Source organism: Acetobacter pasteurianus (assembly GCF_009914215.2).
Lineage (GTDB): Bacteria > Pseudomonadota > Alphaproteobacteria > Acetobacterales > Acetobacteraceae > Acetobacter > Acetobacter pasteurianus.
Map to the genome: position 1 here is coordinate 2,486,165 of NZ_CP039846.2, position 16,336 is coordinate 2,502,500.

The 16,336-nt window shown below is 51.5% G+C and carries 16 protein-coding genes (1 of these 16 only partly in view); 11 read left to right on the forward strand and 5 right to left on the reverse strand.

Annotated features, from left to right (window positions below; translation table 11 throughout):
* Window positions 1-266 precede the first annotated feature (266 nt).
* On the forward strand, window positions 267-1,715 hold the full coding sequence (gene fumC / locus FCN51_RS25005) for a class II fumarate hydratase (RefSeq protein ID WP_310256575.1): 1,449 nt from the start codon (window positions 267-269) through the stop codon (window positions 1,713-1,715).
* Window positions 1,716-1,756: 41 nt separating this feature from the next.
* Here fumC and FCN51_RS25010 read toward each other — a convergent pair whose 3' ends face one another.
* Window positions 1,757-2,296, reverse strand: a complete 540-nt coding sequence (locus FCN51_RS25010) for a Dabb family protein (RefSeq protein WP_310256578.1) — start codon at window positions 2,294-2,296, stop codon at window positions 1,757-1,759.
* 170 nt (window positions 2,297-2,466) lie between these two features.
* On the opposite strand from FCN51_RS25010, the gene cobG reads away from it, so the two are divergent.
* Genes cobG through cobJ form a run of 4 tightly spaced genes read left to right on the forward strand, consistent with a single transcriptional unit; the run spans window position 2,467 to window position 5,796 of the window.
* Entirely contained in the window at window positions 2,467-3,699 is a 1,233-nt protein-coding gene (cobG, locus tag FCN51_RS25015; protein ID WP_310256581.1) for a precorrin-3B synthase, read from the forward strand.
* Complete coding sequence (locus FCN51_RS25020; RefSeq protein WP_003625945.1) at window positions 3,686-4,315, forward strand: precorrin-8X methylmutase; 630 nt, start codon at window positions 3,686-3,688, stop codon at window positions 4,313-4,315. The genes cobG and FCN51_RS25020 overlap by 14 nt, the downstream gene beginning before the upstream one ends.
* Entirely contained in the window at window positions 4,316-5,041 is a 726-nt protein-coding gene (locus FCN51_RS25025; RefSeq protein WP_310256587.1) for a precorrin-2 C(20)-methyltransferase, read from the forward strand.
* Entirely contained in the window at window positions 5,038-5,796 is a 759-nt protein-coding gene (cobJ, locus tag FCN51_RS25030) for a precorrin-3B C(17)-methyltransferase (protein WP_310256589.1), read from the forward strand. The genes FCN51_RS25025 and cobJ overlap by 4 nt, the downstream gene beginning before the upstream one ends.
* Here the strand turns inward: cobJ and FCN51_RS25035 are convergent.
* On the reverse strand, window positions 5,766-6,569 hold the full coding sequence (locus FCN51_RS25035; RefSeq protein ID WP_310256592.1) for a cobalt-precorrin-6A reductase: 804 nt from the start codon (window positions 6,567-6,569) through the stop codon (window positions 5,766-5,768). The two genes, cobJ and FCN51_RS25035, sit on opposite strands and share 31 nt — an antisense overlap.
* An 88-nt stretch (window positions 6,570-6,657) precedes the next feature.
* On the opposite strand from FCN51_RS25035, the gene cbiE reads away from it, so the two are divergent.
* Genes cbiE through cobM form a run of 3 tightly spaced genes read left to right on the forward strand, consistent with a single transcriptional unit; the run spans window position 6,658 to window position 9,032 of the window.
* A complete protein-coding gene (gene cbiE / locus FCN51_RS25040; RefSeq protein ID WP_310256595.1) occupies window positions 6,658-7,902 on the forward strand; it encodes a precorrin-6y C5,15-methyltransferase (decarboxylating) subunit CbiE in 1,245 nt (414 codons plus the stop codon).
* A complete protein-coding gene (locus FCN51_RS25045) occupies window positions 7,899-8,273 on the forward strand; it encodes a cobalamin biosynthesis protein (RefSeq protein ID WP_310256598.1) in 375 nt (124 codons plus the stop codon). Before cbiE ends, FCN51_RS25045 begins: the two co-directional genes overlap by 4 nt.
* On the forward strand, window positions 8,274-9,032 hold the full coding sequence (gene cobM / locus FCN51_RS25050; protein ID WP_099541502.1) for a precorrin-4 C(11)-methyltransferase: 759 nt from the start codon (window positions 8,274-8,276) through the stop codon (window positions 9,030-9,032).
* A 4-nt stretch (window positions 9,033-9,036) separates the two neighbouring features.
* Here the strand turns inward: cobM and FCN51_RS25055 are convergent, their stop codons facing one another.
* From FCN51_RS25055 to grxB, 3 genes are all read right to left on the reverse strand, one after another.
* Window positions 9,037-10,110 carry a cobalt-precorrin-5B (C(1))-methyltransferase gene (locus FCN51_RS25055; protein ID WP_310256602.1) on the reverse strand — a complete coding sequence of 358 codons (1,074 nt, stop codon included), beginning with the start codon at window positions 10,108-10,110 and terminating at the stop codon, window positions 9,037-9,039.
* Between the two features lie 101 nt (window positions 10,111-10,211).
* On the reverse strand, window positions 10,212-11,567 hold the full coding sequence (locus FCN51_RS25060) for an MFS transporter (protein WP_003625962.1): 1,356 nt from the start codon (window positions 11,565-11,567) through the stop codon (window positions 10,212-10,214).
* A 691-nt stretch (window positions 11,568-12,258) separates the two neighbouring features.
* Complete coding sequence (gene grxB / locus FCN51_RS25065; RefSeq protein ID WP_310256606.1) at window positions 12,259-12,903, reverse strand: glutaredoxin 2; 645 nt, start codon at window positions 12,901-12,903, stop codon at window positions 12,259-12,261.
* A 124-nt stretch (window positions 12,904-13,027) separates the two neighbouring features.
* On the opposite strand from grxB, the gene tmpT reads away from it, so the two are divergent.
* From tmpT to FCN51_RS25080, 3 genes are all read left to right on the forward strand, one after another.
* Window positions 13,028-13,669 carry a thiopurine S-methyltransferase gene (tmpT, locus tag FCN51_RS25070; RefSeq protein WP_310256608.1) on the forward strand — a complete coding sequence of 214 codons (642 nt, stop codon included), beginning with the start codon at window positions 13,028-13,030 and terminating at the stop codon, window positions 13,667-13,669.
* A gap of 172 nt (window positions 13,670-13,841) precedes the next feature.
* Window positions 13,842-15,098, forward strand: a complete 1,257-nt coding sequence (locus FCN51_RS25075) for a dicarboxylate/amino acid:cation symporter (RefSeq protein ID WP_003625967.1) — start codon at window positions 13,842-13,844, stop codon at window positions 15,096-15,098.
* 121 nt (window positions 15,099-15,219) lie between these two features.
* A protein-coding gene (locus tag FCN51_RS25080) for an excinuclease ABC subunit UvrA (RefSeq protein ID WP_310256613.1) crosses the window boundary here: on the forward strand, window positions 15,220-16,336 show its beginning. It continues 1,397 nt past the right edge of the window; 1,117 of the gene's 2,514 nt are visible here — the first part of the coding sequence; it begins with the start codon at window positions 15,220-15,222; the stop codon falls past the right edge of the window.

The following is a 16,336-nucleotide window of genomic DNA, read 5'->3' on the forward strand; positions in this document are numbered from 1 at the left end:
AGAATAAACGTTTGGCTATAGCAAGTCTATCAAGTAGCCAAATTCATAGCAGAAATGCATTCTGGTTTTTCTAATTCTTGCTGTAATAAAAGAATTTATAAAAATATAGATATAAGTAAATTTTGAAAAATCTATAAATATCTCATTAAAAATCATAGTCGTCTAAATGTGATGGTCGCAGTCTCATTTTTAGATGCCGAAGAGGTCTATGCTGCTCAAACCAGAAAGCTGGCGGAACGTAACTTGCCAGCAGGGAGGTATGTATCATGAGCGATAATCCGCAAATTCGTTTTTGTCCCGTAGGCATTCAGGCCACAGGTGTTCGGCAGGAACGGGATTCAATGGGAACTATAGATGTTCCGGCCGATAAATACTGGGGGGCGCAAACCCAGCGCAGTCTGGTGCATTTTTCCATTGGCACAGAGCGTATGCCTTTGCCCCTTTACCATGCTTACGGCATTGTTAAAAAAGCCGCGGCCTTGGTAAACGCAGCGGAAGGGCGTATGCCGCAATGGAAAGCCGATCTGATAGCCACGGTTGCAGATGAAGTTACGGCAGGCAAGCTGGATGCACATTTTCCGCTGTTTGTCTGGCAGACAGGGTCTGGCACCCAAACAAATATGAATGTGAATGAAGTTATTGCAAACCGTGCCATCCAGCTTGTAGGTGGCAAAATTGGCTCCAAAACGCCTGTGCACCCCAATGATGATGTGAATATGGGCCAATCCAGCAACGATTCATTTCCAACGGCCATGCATGTTGTCACGCTGCTGGAAATTGAAAATCGACTTTTGCCCAGCGTAGAAAAGCTTATAGAAGCCTTGCGCCAGAAAGCTGAGCAATGGATGGACGTTGTTAAAATTGGTCGTACCCATTTGCAGGATGCCGTGCCTTTAACAGTAGGGCAGGAATGGTCTGGCTGGGTGCAAATGCTTGAAGATGCGCTTTGCGGCCTGCGTAAAGATCGTAAAGCTCTGTTTGAACTTGCCGCAGGCGGCACTGCTGTGGGCACGGGGCTGAATGCACCGACAGGTTTTAGCAAGGCGATAGCCGCACGTATAGCAGAGCTCACAAAACAGCCTTTTGTTACGGCACCTAATAAATTTGCTGCGTTAAGTGGGTTGGATGCCATGGCCAGAACGTCTGCTGGTTTGCGTGGTTTGGCTGTGCCATTGCTAAAAATTGCCAACGATATGCGCTGGCTGGCCTCTGGTCCGCGCTGTGGGTTGGGTGAACTGCACCTGCCGGAAAATGAACCCGGATCTTCCATCATGCCCGGCAAGGTGAATCCAACCCAATGTGAAGCAATGGTGATGATTGCCACGCAGGTGCTGGGTAATGATAACACGATTGCTTTTGCCGCCAGTCAGGGACAGTTGGATCTGAATGTTATGCGGCCAGTCATATTGGCTAACTGTCTTGCCAGTATCCGTATTCTGGCAGATGGCTGTCATAACTTCCGCATTTTTTCTGTGGAAGGCACACAACTGAATGAAAAGCGGCTCAAGCAGAATGTGGGCGGGTCCGTTATGCTTGTTACGGCATTAGCTCCCGTAATTGGCTATGATAAAGCCGCAGAAATTGCGCACATCGCCATGGAGCATGATCTCTCCCTCAAGGATGCAGCCTTGAAATCTGGCTACGTGGATGCCGCTACTTTTGATAAAGTGGTGAACCCACTTGATATGGTGGGGGAAGGCGTTGCAGGCGCCTGAATGCTCAGGGTTTACAGTGTGGGGAGAGGTCTTCTCTCCCCTTACTTTACGGTAAAATCAAAAACCACCACATTGGCCAGAAATGGCGCGGCAAACTTTTTGAATGCATCATGTGCAGGGTCAAAACATCCGCTCGTATGCACAATAGGGCGGCCTACGTAGTAATTACGATCACCTTCTGAACGGAAGGTAACAAGATATCCGTAATCCAGCCCCAGATCAGCATTTTCACCACTATTTTGCGGCCCAGCTTCCAAGCTGGCAACAACGGGTGCGCCGTTCGGGCGGCGTGAGTGTGTTGCCAGTTCCAGAAAGCGTCGTGTTACTTCCTGTCTTTCTGCTGTAGTTGCCATGTGGCGGAACTGAAACATTACCATATGCCGCACAGTGCCTGGACGAAAATCTGGGGCAGTAAAGCGCTGTTCACCTATCTGCTTTACCAGCGCATGCGTGGCCTGTGCGGCGGTATCCTGCGGGATATCTTCCTTTGCATAAGCATACGTAAAGTAAATGCTGGGTCCTACACAAAGTAAACCAGCCATCAAGCTCAAGCGGATGAGAGGAGGGGGTGTTATGGTCATTTGTATTTCATAACACAGATTGCTGCTGCTTCACGTAATGCTGCGGCTTGCTGCCCGACAAAATATGGAAGCTCGTCCGGCTTTTTGACAAGCAGGGCGTGTGTTGCGTAACAGGGCGGCCGTGAAGAAAGATTTTGTATCCGCCGTAGCCAGAAAGGGAGGCAGATAGCGTGACACAGCGTTTTACGCCGCCAGAGGTTAAAGGGTGGTGTCCGGGCTTGTTTGCCCCCATGCAGGCCAAAGATGGTTGGCTGGTGCGGGTAAGACCAGCCTTTGGCCGGATAACTGCGGCGCAGGCCATTTTTCTGGCACAGATTGCAGAGCGTGAGGGCAATGGGCTGATCTGTCTTACCAACCGCGCCAGTCTGCAATTACGCGGGTTCTCTCACGCCAACGCTCTGCATTTTCCCGAACTGGCTGTTCTGGCTGGCTTGGGTATGGCCAACCCTGAATATGAAAAGCGTTTGGCATTATTGGTATCCCCTTTGGCGGGGTGTGATCCTTCCTGTGCCCCAGATACATTAGAATGCGCTACAGCTTTGCGTGCAGCTTTGTGTCATGCCAACAGTCTTTCTGCATTGCCGGATAAGTTCGGGTTTGCCGTAGATGGCGGAGGGCTGTTTACTGTTGGGCTGTTGAAGGCAGACATTACGCTACAGACCAATGGGGCGGGGTTATGGTCTGTTGTATGTGGCAATCAGAAAAGCAAGCCCGCATCTGTTCAGGTTGCTGTTGAATTGGCTGTAAAGCTGGCGCAGGCCTTTGTAACTCTGCCAAAAGGCAAACGACCTGTGCGTTATCCGCAAACGGGTCAAATGCTTTTCCAAGCTATCAATCAGCATGGTTGTCCGGCAGAAAATATGGGTATAGCGGCGCCAGACCCGGCTATGCTGGCCGGTAAAATAGGCCCTGCCTTATACGCACTCAATGCGCCCTTGGGCATTTTAACATCTGCCATGCTGCGGGGTTGTGCCAATCACGCACGAAACGGAGATGGCATTCTCCGGCTTACGCCGTGGCACAGTATTATTCTGCACGGCATGCCGTGCACGCCACATGTGGCGGATATGGTGGATACAGGCACCAATCCTATTTTGCGTGTTTCTGCCTGTATGGGAAATGCAGGGTGTGCGCAGGCAGAAGGTGCAACACAAGCTCTGGCAAAAAAATTGGCGCATAGTTTGGGGGCAGGGGAAAGCCTGCATGTTTCCGGGTGCAGTAAAGGCTGTGCGCACCCAGCAAAAGCAAGCTGGACAGTGGTTGCTGCCCAAAATGGCTACGGGCTTATCTGCAAGGGCACGGCATCGGGGCCTGTCATGCGATTTTTTCCAGATGACAGAGCAGTCGAAGACTATTTTATAGGCACCAAGCCACAGGAAAGGATAATGAATGGCCGCGTATGAGTATATCAAGGATGGAGCAGCTATTTATGAACGCTCCTTCGCGACCATTCGGGCAGAAGCGGATCTTTCTGCCTTTACGCCAGAAGAAGCGCAGGTTGTTGTGCGCATTATTCATGCCTGCGGCATGGTGGAGATGGCGCAATCTGTCAGCATGACGGCAGATTTTGTGGCGGCTGCCCGTACAGCCCTGAAAAAAGGCTGCAATATTTTGTGTGATTCCGAAATGGTGGCACACGGGGTTACGCGGGCGCGTTTGCCTGCTGATAATGCAGTTGTTTGCACATTGCGCGATAGCCGCACACCCGAACTGGCGCGCCAGATTGGCAACACCCGTTCAGCCGCCGCGTTGGATCTGTGGGGAGAAAAACTGGCAGGTGCAGTGGTTGCTATTGGCAATGCACCTACCGCGTTATTCCACCTGCTGGAAATGCTGGATGCAGGGGCACCGTATCCGGCAGCTATCATTGGGTTGCCTGTAGGTTTTGTGGGTGCCATGGAATCTAAGGAAGCTCTTTCCCTCCGTAAGGATGTACCGTGGCTTGTCGTGCGTGGCAGACCGGGAGGGAGTGCTATGGCTGCTGCTGCGGTGAATGCTCTGGCCTGTGAGCGTGAATAAATGACACGTGGCAGATTACAGGTTGTTGGTGTGGGGCCGGGTGATCCGGAACTCATGACCGTTCGGGCTGTCCGTCTGGTACAGGCAGCAAAGGTGGTAGCGTATTTCTGCCGTCATGACAGGCCGGGCCATGCGCGCACCATTGCACGTGCGCATATTGCCCCGGATGCTGAAGAATTGCGGTTGGAATATCCATTCACTACGGAAATTTCTGTTGCCAACCCTGCATATCATGGTGGCATGGGCCAGTTTTATGATGAATGCGCACACAAACTGGCCCAACGGTTAGATAAAGGGCAGGACGTTGTTCTGTTATGTGAGGGCGATCCCTTCCTTTATGGCTCGGCCATGTACCTTTTTGATCGGTTGAAGACTGGTTTTGAAACCGAAGTTGTGCCCGGTATTATGGCCATGAACGGATGCTGGACACAGGCGCACCTGCCCATAACGCATGGTGATGATGTGTTGTGCGTTCTTCCTGCCACCTTGCCAGAAGAAAAGCTGACCAACTGGCTGGAACAGGCAGATGCCGCAGTTATCATGAAAACGGGCCGTAACATGCCGCAGGTTAGGCGGGCGCTGGAAAAAGCGGGGCGTCTGGAAGATGCCGTATATGTTGAACGTGGCACGCAGGAAAATACCCGTATGTGTGCCTTGCAGGAGCAGGAAGATAGCGTGCCTTATTTCTCGCTGGTTCTGCTGCCGGGTCGGAAAGGTGTAAGATGAAGGGTAGCGTTACCATTGTAGGGTTGGGGCCAGGTAACAGCCTTCAGCGCACCCCGCAGGCAGATCAGGCATTGGCTAAAGCAACGGACCTGGTCGGATATGGGCCGTATGTAAACCGGGTAGAGGCCCCTGCGCATGTTGTTCGCCATGCTTCAGACAACAGGGTGGAGCTGGACCGCGCACGTCATGCTCTGGAAATGGCAGAGCAGGGGCGGCATGTAGCTGTTGTTTCTGGCGGAGATGCCGGTGTGTTTGGCATGGCCAGTGCTGTATTTGAGGCATTGGAGCAAGGGCCAGACACATGGCGCGCGCTAGATATCAGTGTTGTTCCCGGCCTGAGTGCGGTTCTGGCTGCGGCTGCGCGGTTGGGGGCCCCCTTGGGTGGGGATTTCTGTGTGATGTCCCTTTCGGATAATCTCAAGCCTTGGGATGTGGTGCTTGAACGTTTGCGCTTGGCAGCACAGGCGGGCTTTGTCATTGCGCTGTATAATCCACGGTCTCACGCTCGTCCGTGGCAGTTGGGTGAGGCATTGGAGCATTTGCGGAGTGTTTTGCCCCCCACCATTCCCGTTGCCTTTGCGCGCGCCATAGGGCGGCCGGATGAGGCAGTGCGGCTTTCTACTCTACAGGAAGCCAATGCCGAATGGGCCGATATGAGCACGTTGGTGCTGATAGGCTGCAAAGCCAGCCGTTTGGTGGAACGGCCCAATGGTGAACCGTGGTTCTATACTTTACGGCGGGTTGATGCTGCCTGATATGCCCGTAACCACGCCATGGCTTGTTGGGCAGATTCTACTGTAGGGATGTTAGGGCAAGCCGCTGGGCGATCAATCATCAGGACGGGAATACCTAACAGGCGTGCAGCCTCGAGTTTAGGATATGTTGCGCTGCCGCCAGAGTTTTTTGAAACCAGCAGTGTGATGCCGTAATCCTGCATCAGCCTGGCTTCACTCTGCACGTCAAAAGGACCGCGATCCAGCAGGATAGTCGCATATGGAGGTAAGGAAGCAGGATCTGGCGCATCAATGGAGCGGATGAGGTAATGATGCTGTGGCGCAGTTTTGAACGGCGCCAACTCCTTACGGCCTGTTGTTAAAAAAATACGCTGCGGGGTTGTTCCCCACTTTGGTGAGTTGGCTAATAGAGTGGCAGCGTCAGTTAGAGTGGGCGCATGAAACCATGTATCGCCCGGCATTTCCTGCCAGCCCGATCGTTCCAGACGCAACAAAGGCGTTTGTGTAACAGCACAGGCAGTGGCGGCGTGTTGGCTCATAGTGGCCGCAAAAGGGTGAGTGGCATCTATTACGGCGTTGATTTCATGTGTTTTCAGCCATGTGCTCAGCCCATCAAAGCCACCAAACCCGCCAATTCGCACGGATAGCGTAGGTAAATGCGGTTGTTTGGTTACTCCGGCAAGGGAAAGCGTGGCACTGATAAACGGTTCCTTTTCCAGATCACGGCATAAGGCAGAGGCTTCAGTAGTGCCCCCAAGAACAAGAATGCGAAAATTATTGGAAGACGAAGACATGAGCGCAAGCTTTACAGCATGAAAAACAAAGTGTTGTAAAAGCCAAGGCCGTTGCCGTGCAAGTGTGTGCCAAAAAAGGAATGGATGAATGACCGAGCAACCCCAGCATGAGCCACAAACGCCGTGGTTAACCCTGATTGGGATTGGGGAAGATGGTGTGGAAGGTCTTTCTGCTGTTGCATGTGCCATTCTTGCGCAGGCAGATTTCGTTGTGGGCGGTGCGCGGCATCTGGAGTTGGCAGCTCCATTGGTGCAGGGAAAAACACTTGCATGGCCCACACCCTTTGAACGCGGAATAGATGCCATTCTTGCCCAGAAGGGCGTACCCACCGTGGTTCTGGCATCTGGTAACCCATTTTTTTTTGGCGTGGGGAGCACATTGGCGCGTTCCATCTCTGCGCAGGAAATGCTGTGCTTGCCGGCGCCATCTTCTGTGGCTTTGGCATGTAGTCGGCTTGGATGGGCAGAGCAGGAATGCCGGGTAGTATCCTTCTGTGGCCGACCCATAGAGCAGCTTTACCCAGCATTGCAGCCATCTGGCCGGATTATTGTGCTGTCTGCCGATGAAAATACGCCGCATGTTTTGGCTAACTGGCTTGTGAGTAAAGGATTGGGGGAGACGCGCTGCCATGTTCTGGAACGGTTAGGTGGCCCACATGAAGCCATACACAGTTTTTATGCCCATGAAGGTGCGCCAGATAAGCTTCAGCGGCTTAATCTGATCGGGCTGGAGATAGATGCCCAAAGTGCGTCCCATACCTTGCCACTAACCAACGGGTTGCCAGATACGTGCTTCGAACATGATGGCCAGCTTACAAAGCGGGAAATTCGTGCGGTTACGCTGTCATCCCTCGCACCTCGAGCAGGCGAATTATTGTGGGATATTGGCGGAGGAGCTGGTTCCATCAGTATTGAATGGATGTTGGCATCTCCTGCCTGCCGCGCAGTGTGTATTGAAGCGCAGCCAGAACGGGTTGCGCGTATTGCACGTAATGCGGCGGCTCTTGGTGTGCCGGGGCTAAATGTAAGGCAGGCCCGAGCACCAGAAGGCATGGAAGATTTGCCAAAGCCCGATGCTATTTTTATTGGCGGAGGGGCAAGTCGCGCTGGTGTGTTGGAAACCGCATGGCAGGCTCTTAAACCCGGAGGGCGTATTGTGGTGAATGCCGTGGTGGCGGAAACAGAAGCACGCTTGCTGCGTGCCATGCAGGAATGGGGTGGCATGCTTACGCGTATCTCTGTATCCCGGTTAGAAAAAATAGGGTCTCTCCACGGTTTTCGTCCTGCCATGCCGGTAACACAGTGGGTCGCTCAGAAACCCGAGGCCTCATGATATTTCTTGGCTTGGGCTGGAACAGTAGGGCGAGCTTAGCGCAGGCTCAGGCATGTATTGCACAGGCCTTGGCGCAACAGTCTGGCAAAGAACTGTCTGCCCTTGCCGTTCCGGCCTTTCGGCATACGGAAAACCTGCCATTACAGGTGGCAGAATGGCTGGGGGCCGGAATTATCTGGGTAGAGCTTTCCGCCATGCGGCAGGTTAGTGCGCAATGCCAGACAGTATCAGCCCGTAGCATGCAACATACCGGAGTAGCTTCTGTATCTGAGGCTTGTGCATTGGTTGCGGCTGGCCCACAGGGCAAACTTATTGTACCGCGTTGCAGCATGAATGGTGTGACATGCGCCGTGGCAGAAGGAGACATTTGAATGACCGTGCATTTTATTGGGGCAGGCCCCGGAGCGGCTGATCTACTCACCATACGTGGGAGAGACATTTTGGCATCCTGCCCGGTCTGTTTATATGCGGGGTCTATTGTGCCGCCGGAAATGCTGCAGTTTTGTCCGCCAGATGCGCGCAAGGTTGATACAGCCCCCATGACATTAGACGAGATTGAAGCCGAATACGTAAAGGCTCATCAGCAGGGGCAGGATGTGGCGCGCCTGCATTCGGGTGATCTTTCTGTGTACAGCGCTGTGGCTGAGCAAATCCGCCGCTTGGAAAAACACGGTATTCCGTGGAGCATGACACCGGGGGTGCCTGCATTTGCGGCAGCGGCTTCCATACTGGGGCAGGAACTTACCATTCCGGGTGTTGCGCAAAGTGTGGTGCTTACGCGCGTAAATGGGCGTGCTTCTGCCATGCCAGAAAAAGAAACACTGGCCGCTTTTGGCGCTACAGGGGCTACACTTGCTATTCATCTGGCAGTGCATGCGCTGGATAGAATTGTAGAGGAACTGACCCCATTTTATGGGGCTGATTGCCCGGTTGCTATTGTGGCACGGGCAACATGGCCAGATCAGCTTGTACTGCGCGGAACGCTTGCCAATATTGCGGATAAGCTGAAAGAAAACCCCATTGAGCGCACAGCTCTTGTGATTGTTGGTCGTGTATTGGGAGATAAGGATTTTAGAGAAAGCGCTTTGTATAATCCTGATTATCGGCGGCGTTTTCGCGGGCAGGACTAAGCTTTCAGGCTTGCCCAACCAGATTGCCTGCACGGTCAAACACCAGCACATCAGCTTGTATGGGGGCTGGCTGTAGAACCTCCTTAACGGTTTGTAAGGCGGAGCGGGCAATCAGATCCCCTAACGGAAAACCCTGTTGGCTTGCGTGCAAAAAGGCTTCCGCCACTGTGGGGCTACGCGCAATTGTGTCGGCTAGATCGGGTTTTCCATTATGTGCCAGAACAAGCTCTGCTAGCTGGCGCATATCTGCCGGGCCCCGTTTGGAATGCAGGTCCATAAAACCTTGGCCAAGTTTGGTCATTTTGGCGATGCCGCCAGATATTGTAATGCGCGGAACGGGATGCTTGCGAAGGTATTTTAACAGGCCACCAGCAAAGTCCCCCATTTCAATAAGCGCGCTGTCTGGCAGGTTATAAAATTTCTGCACGCCCTTTTCGGAAACATTACCGGTGCTTCCTGCCAAGTGGGTAAGGCCTTCTGCACGCGCAACATCTACGCCCCGATGAATGCTCTCAATCCATGCAGAGCATGAAAAAGGCACCACAATGCCGGTTGTGCCCAGAATGGACAGACCGCCCAGAATGCCTAGCCGACTGTTTAATGTGCGTTCAGCCAGTTTTTCTCCATTTTCAACGCTGATACTTACCTCTGCATCTGGGCAGATCCCTGCGTTTGCTTGGGTTAAAGCCGCACGGATCATGGCGCGTGGGGTAGGGTTTATGGCGGGCTCCCCCACGGCTATGGGTAAGCCGGGGCGGGTGACTGTGCCTACGCCGGGACCAGCCTGAAACACAATTCCGCAACCAGTAGGCAAGGTTTTTACCGTTGCCCGAATAAGAGCCCCGTGCGTGATGTCCGGGTCATCCCCAGCATCTTTAATAACTTCCGCAAAAGGTGCATCTGGCGTGCCACCGGTACGGGCAATGGCAAATCCAACCTGTTGGCCAGCGGGAAGGGTAATGTTTACGCATGCTGGAGCTGAATGGCCGTTCAGCATCAGCCATGCAGCCTTTGCTGCGGCTGTTGCGCAGCTACCTGTTGTCCAGCCTCGCCGGAGGGGATGAGTGTTGGGTGCCATGCGGCATGATGTAATTCATCTGCGTGTTGCAGAACATAAAAAAAGCCCCATCCACTTCTGGATGGGGCCTTTGTCAGCTTTGCATATAAAGCAGAGCGGTGTCAGGATTGTTTGCTGAGGGAAAGTTCTTCAGCAATATCACCACGGGCAGCAGCTGCACGCTTCTGTTTTTCCCGTTCGGAGATCTTTTTCAGATAGCGGCGTGCTTCGGGTGAAATGGTCAGGCACATGGTCATCAGGGCAGAGGCGACATACAGACCAGAGAAGATCCAGATAATACCTTCAACACCGCGCCAGGATTCAAACCACGTTACAATGGCCGGGCCAACCCATGTGCTGGCACCAGCGCCCAAACCAAGAGCGGAAAGAGCGGCGGCTTTTTCCTTCGGGCAAATCTGGGGCACCAAACCGGACAGCGGCACAAAAGCAGCCAGAGATGCGCCATACAAAGCACCCACAATAGCGGCAATCATGAAGTTGCCGGGGAACATCTGCGGCACATAATAGAAGGCAGGTACCATAATGGCTGCGCCAATGCCGCCACCAAAAGCCACAACTTCACGATGACCGAATTTGTCTGCGGAAATGCCGGAAAACAGATTTACCAGAATATTGGACAGGAACACGATGGACAGCAGCTGCAGCCACTGAGAAAGCGTGAAGCCAATAACCTTGGTAAAGAAGGTTGGCATGATCACCAAGAACGCATACTCGGATGATGTGTTGATGGTGCGTACCACCATGGCCACAAACGTTTTGGGTTCGCGCCACAGAATACTGATGGAACTGAAGAAGATTTCCTTGGCCGGAGTGCCAGGTGCAGCCAGACGCTGAGATCCTGTGGGTTCACGCGTAAGCAGCAGAGCCAGCAGGCCGCCAAAGACAACCATACCCAGAGAAGACCAGAAAGTGGCCATTTCCCCAATAACAGGAATGGCAAAGCTGGCGAACAGAGAGCCCAGGGTAGGCAGACCACCAGAAAAGGCAAACCAGAACCAACCCGCAGCAGAACCAAGCTGGCGAGGTGGTGTGGCAGCGGCAATCCATACCAGGAAGCCGTAAGTGAACAGCGGATACCCTAAGCCACGCAGGGAATATGCCAGCAGCATGATGGGGTAGCTGTTAACGGCAACACCGCAGGCCAGAAAGATAACTTCAAAAACGGCCCAGATAGCCAAGCCGATCCACATGACGCGCTTTGGGCCCCATAGATCAGACAGCGGGCCAGAAAGCCAGGCGGAGATGGAAACTGTAACGCCGTAAATGGTAAACAAAAGTGCGGTGTTACCGGCAGATGTACCATGCCCTTCCAGATAGGGGGCAAGGTAGCCGGCTTCTACACCATCACCTATCATGAAGAACAGAAGCCCCACAAAACCCCAGAACAGAGGTGCGGGAATTCCAAGACGATCTGCAAACGATGCAGGCGGAGGCGACAGAGGGTCTGTCTGTTTCAAGGGGAGATACTCCTCTTTACACAGGCAACCGTCATTTTGACGGGATATTCCACCGAAGTGCGGAATATGCTGGCTGACTGCAATTCTCCGGGTGATGCCAAATGGCCGTTCACTCCGGAATCTTGTGGAAAAATACGGTTCGGGAGAAGTCCGCGCCTGAATGATGAAAGCCAATAGGGGCTTCTAACCATAAAAGCCTCAGGGCATGTGTCTGAGGGAAAAAAGAGCGCAGCGGGTCTACGGCACTATGCGATAGCTGGATGTATCTGCTTGCCAGATGGGGAAAAGAAAAAATCTGAGAGTAAACAGATTATGGTTTTATATTATTGCAATAATATAAAACGAGCACCCATCTAAAGACCACAAGAAAACGAAACCATTTGATGATGTGGAAGAATTACAATTCTAAAGGAAAGGCCTCTCCTTATGCCAGTTGTCATAACATTGCCTTGATAATATTTTCTGATAAAATTTTCAACGGAAAAGTTTTACAATATATTACTTTAATGAAATTATAATATGTGAAAATAAATATATAATTTTACAATAAAAACAAAATTACTTTTTTAAAATCAGGATTTATAAAACAATTACTAATGTATTATTTCATGCGTTTATTTATATACAAACTTTTCCTGTGTTTCTGATTGTGAATTCTCGACAAACGCAACACAGGAAAAGTTTTTTATAATCAGACGGCTATAGCATCCAGCAAAGGAATGCCCGATCGCTGGGAAAGTGCCTGCCTATAGTGCTCTACCGCAGCAGGGTAGGTGAGCCCTTTGATGATGGAGAAACTATGCAGGTGCGCAAACAGATGGATATCATCATAAGAGAGCTGGCCCTGAAGCGCAGATGGTTCAGGCAGAAGAGGGGCTAAGTCTTCCAACAATGCATTTAAAGGAAGAAGGGCCTCTGTTCCTTCATTAAAAATCTCGCAAAATGGGCCGGTTGAAGCCTCTTTTTTGCGGATAAAGTATGCGCGCCCGGATGTGGTGGAAAATTCTGGAAAAGGTGCTGCTGCTGCGCGGGGCAGGAACTGCCTATACAGCAAAGAGCTTGAACGGCTGATCCAATCAGAAATTTCTGGCCGAGCGGGGACTGTAAGAAGAGGCGTTCCTTCGTGGTCTATATGCGCAATAATATCCAGACTTTCCCCCATATAATGCCCGTTTTCTTCCAGAATAGGCAGCATTTTCTGGCCGATCATGCCAATGGGCGTTGCTTCATCATCATTTTGAAGAACAACAAGCTCAACAGGAATGTTTTTGAGGCCAAAAATCATTCTGGCTTTGATACAGAATGGGCAGTGATCATAAACATAAAGTTTACGCATGAGAGACAACTTTCTGATACAGAGTGTAAGACTGAATGTCCTGTAAAAACAGGGTATTTGCTTTATTGTTTACGCGCCAAGCATAAACATGGTTTGAATAATTTTATAGTAGAAAGAGGCCAAAATGGATGCACAATTCTGGAATATGAAGTGGCAGAAAAACCAAATTGGCTTTCATCTTGCCGCTGTTAATCCGCTTTTAGTCAAATATTTCCCTATTCTGGGGCTTAAAGAGGGCGCACGTGTTTTTGTGCCATTATGTGGTAAAACTCTGGATATTCAATGGCTTCTGCAGCGCGGGATGAACGTGGTTGGGGTGGAGCTTAGCCAGATTGCGGTAGAACAGCTTTTTTCCGAAATTGGTCTAACGCCGCAAATATCTAATATGGCACCCAATATGCAGTGTTTTAAGGCAAAAAACCTCAACATATTTGTGGGTGATATTTTTACACTCTCTCGTGCGCTGCTGGGGAATGTGCAGGCTATTTATGATCGTGCTGCTCTGGTCGCTTTGCCGCCTGCCATGCGTGGAGCTTACGCAGAGCATCTGATGGATATTTCAGGCAAAGCGGAGCAACTTCTTGTGACTCTCGAATATGATCAATCTTGTATAGCGGGGCCGCCGTTTAGCGTACCCCGGCAGGATATTCACCGGTATTACGGAGCAGAATATGCCATAAACTGTTTGGAAAGTACTGCGGTAACTGGCGGTTTAAAAGGCGGTGTGCCCGCTACGGAGAATGTATGGGTTTTGAAACCTGAATAGATTGTATCAGGCATTTACCAAAAAATAGGCAGGTAATCATTCATATTGTTAAGTAAAAGATACGGTTAAGAAATAATTTTGCTTGTTTTACAGCTTTGACCTCTTGCGTCTTCTTCCCTATATGAGCCTTCTTTTTGACAAGTTTCATGCTCCAGAGGGAGAAGAATGACAGATGGCAGCGGTTGCTTCACCCACTAATACCAAACGGCGCACCTACGCTATCCTGATTGCCCTTGTGCTAGGCATTTTATGCGGGCTTGCGGTGCATGATCTGTTTCCGGCCTATATTTCGGCGGCACATCAGGTGGCAGCCCTGTTAACGGGGCTTTTCCTGCGGCTTATCCGCATGATTATTGCGCCGTTGGTATTTGCAACATTGGTAAGCGGCATTGGCAAGCTAGGGGATGATACCTTGGTGGTGCGCGTGGGTGGGCGCGTTTTGCTGTGGTTTATCTCCATGTCCTTTATCTCGCTGCTTATTGGCTTGTTCGCCGCCAATATTCTTCAGCCTGGTTATGGATTTTCAGCGCCTTTGCCGTCTGATATTTCATCCCTGAAGCACCCCTTTGAACCCGTTGAATTTCTGCTGCACGTTGTGCCAACCAGCGTCATGGATGCCATGGCGCGTAATGATATCCTGCAGATTGTGGTGTTCTCGGTTCTGTTTGGTGTGGCCTTGCCCGCAGCAGGCAAGGCTGGTGAGACCATGCTGAAATGGACGGAAGAGCTCGCCCATATCATGCTGCGTATGACAGACATGGTTATGGTGCTGGCGCCTCTCGCCGTGTTTGGTTCCATTATGGGCACCGTGGCGCAAAGCGGCGCGGGCATGTTGCTGCATTTTGGCCGGTTTCTGGCGGAATTTTACGGCACCATTTTTGTGCAGTGGGGCGTTCTTACCCTTATTGCTTTTCTGGTTCTGGGGCGCAGCATTAAAAGGCTGGTGGGTGAACTGGTGCAGCCGGTGCTGCTGGGTTTTGCTACAGCAAGTAGTGAGTCCGTTTATCCATTGCTGTTGGAAAAGCTGGAGAATTTTGGCGTGCCCACCCGGATCAGTGGCTTTGTGCTGCCATTGGGGTACAGCTTTAATATGGATGGTTCCATTCTGTTCCAGTCTTTTGGGGCCATTTTTATTGCACAGGCTTACGGCATCCATATGCCGTGGTCTCAGCAGTTTCTGATGCTGTTGGTTATGATGCTCAGCAGTAAGGGTATAGCTGGCGTGCCGCGTGCCTCGCTTGTTACACTTGTGGCTGTTCTGCCTCAGTTTGGCCTGCCAGAGGCGGGTATCGCGCTTATTCTGGGTATTGATCATTTTCTGGATATGATGCGCACAGCAACCAACGTGCTGGGCAACGGCTATGCCGCTGCAATTTCGGCTAAATGGGAAGGTGCGCTTTCTGATGGCCCAACAGAGGATACTCTGTAAGCTTTATTTAAGTAGGTCAGGTGCTCTGTTACCCGCGTTAAATGCCAGAAAGCGGCACATGCAGGGCACCTATTCTTTTTTCCATACCACAGGGCAGAAATAGGGGGCGTATAATGCTCCCATGAAAACACAACCTTCTGCCAGCAACCCTGCCGATATGATTTGCGTCCGCGGGGCACGTGAACACAATCTGAAAAACGTTTCTGTTTCTGTTCCGCGTGACAAATTTGTTGTGATGACTGGCGTTTCAGGGTCAGGCAAATCCTCGCTGGCATTTGGCACAATTTATGCAGAAGCCCAGCGTCGGTATTTGGAATCTGTTTCTCCTTATGCGCGTCGGCTGTTTAATCAGATGCCGGTACCGGTTGTGGATGCCATAGAAGGCCTACCTCCAGCCGTTGCTTTGCAGCAGCAGCGTGGAGGCAGCAGTAGCAGGTCTTCTGTCGGAAGCCTCACAACGCTCTCAAACCTCTTGCGCATGCTGTATTCGCGGGCAGGCACATATCCTGCCGGCATGAGCCGCTTAGAGGCTGAAGATTTCTCGTCCAATACGCCAATGGGGGCGTGCCCACGTTGCCATGGGCTTGGGCGTATTTACGATGTAACGGAAAAAACATTGGTGCCGGATGATACGCTTAGTATCAGGCAACGGGCTGTTGCCGCATGGCCAACGGCATGGCAGGGGCAGAACTTGCGGGATATTCTGATCACGCGTGGCGTGAATGTAGATATCCCGTGGAAAGACCTTCCCAAGGCAACGCGGGACTGGATCCTTTATACAAAGGAAACACCAACAGAGCCCGTTTATCCCGGCCGCACGCATGAACAGGTGCTAGAAGCCATAAAGCATGGTGTTCCAGCTGATTATAACGGTACATTCACTGGTGCGCGTCAGTATGTGTTGAACACCTTTGCCAAATCGCAAAGCGCTAAAATGCGTGCGCGGGCTGCATCGTTCATGGTCAGTAGCGTGTGCCCAGAGTGTCATGGTCAAAAGCTTAAGGCTGAAGCCCTGCAGGTAATGTTTGCAGGGCGCAATATTGCTGAGCTTTCAGCACTTCCACTCAAAAACATTACAGCCATTTTGCAGGAGCAAAGTCAGCAACTGAAAAAACAGACAGATGCCACAGGTTTGGCAGCTTACGGCATCGTGGAAGCATTGATAGAGCGGCTGCAAACGCTATTGGAATTGGGGTTAGGCTATCTGCAGCTAAGCCGTGGCGTGCAAACACTTTCTC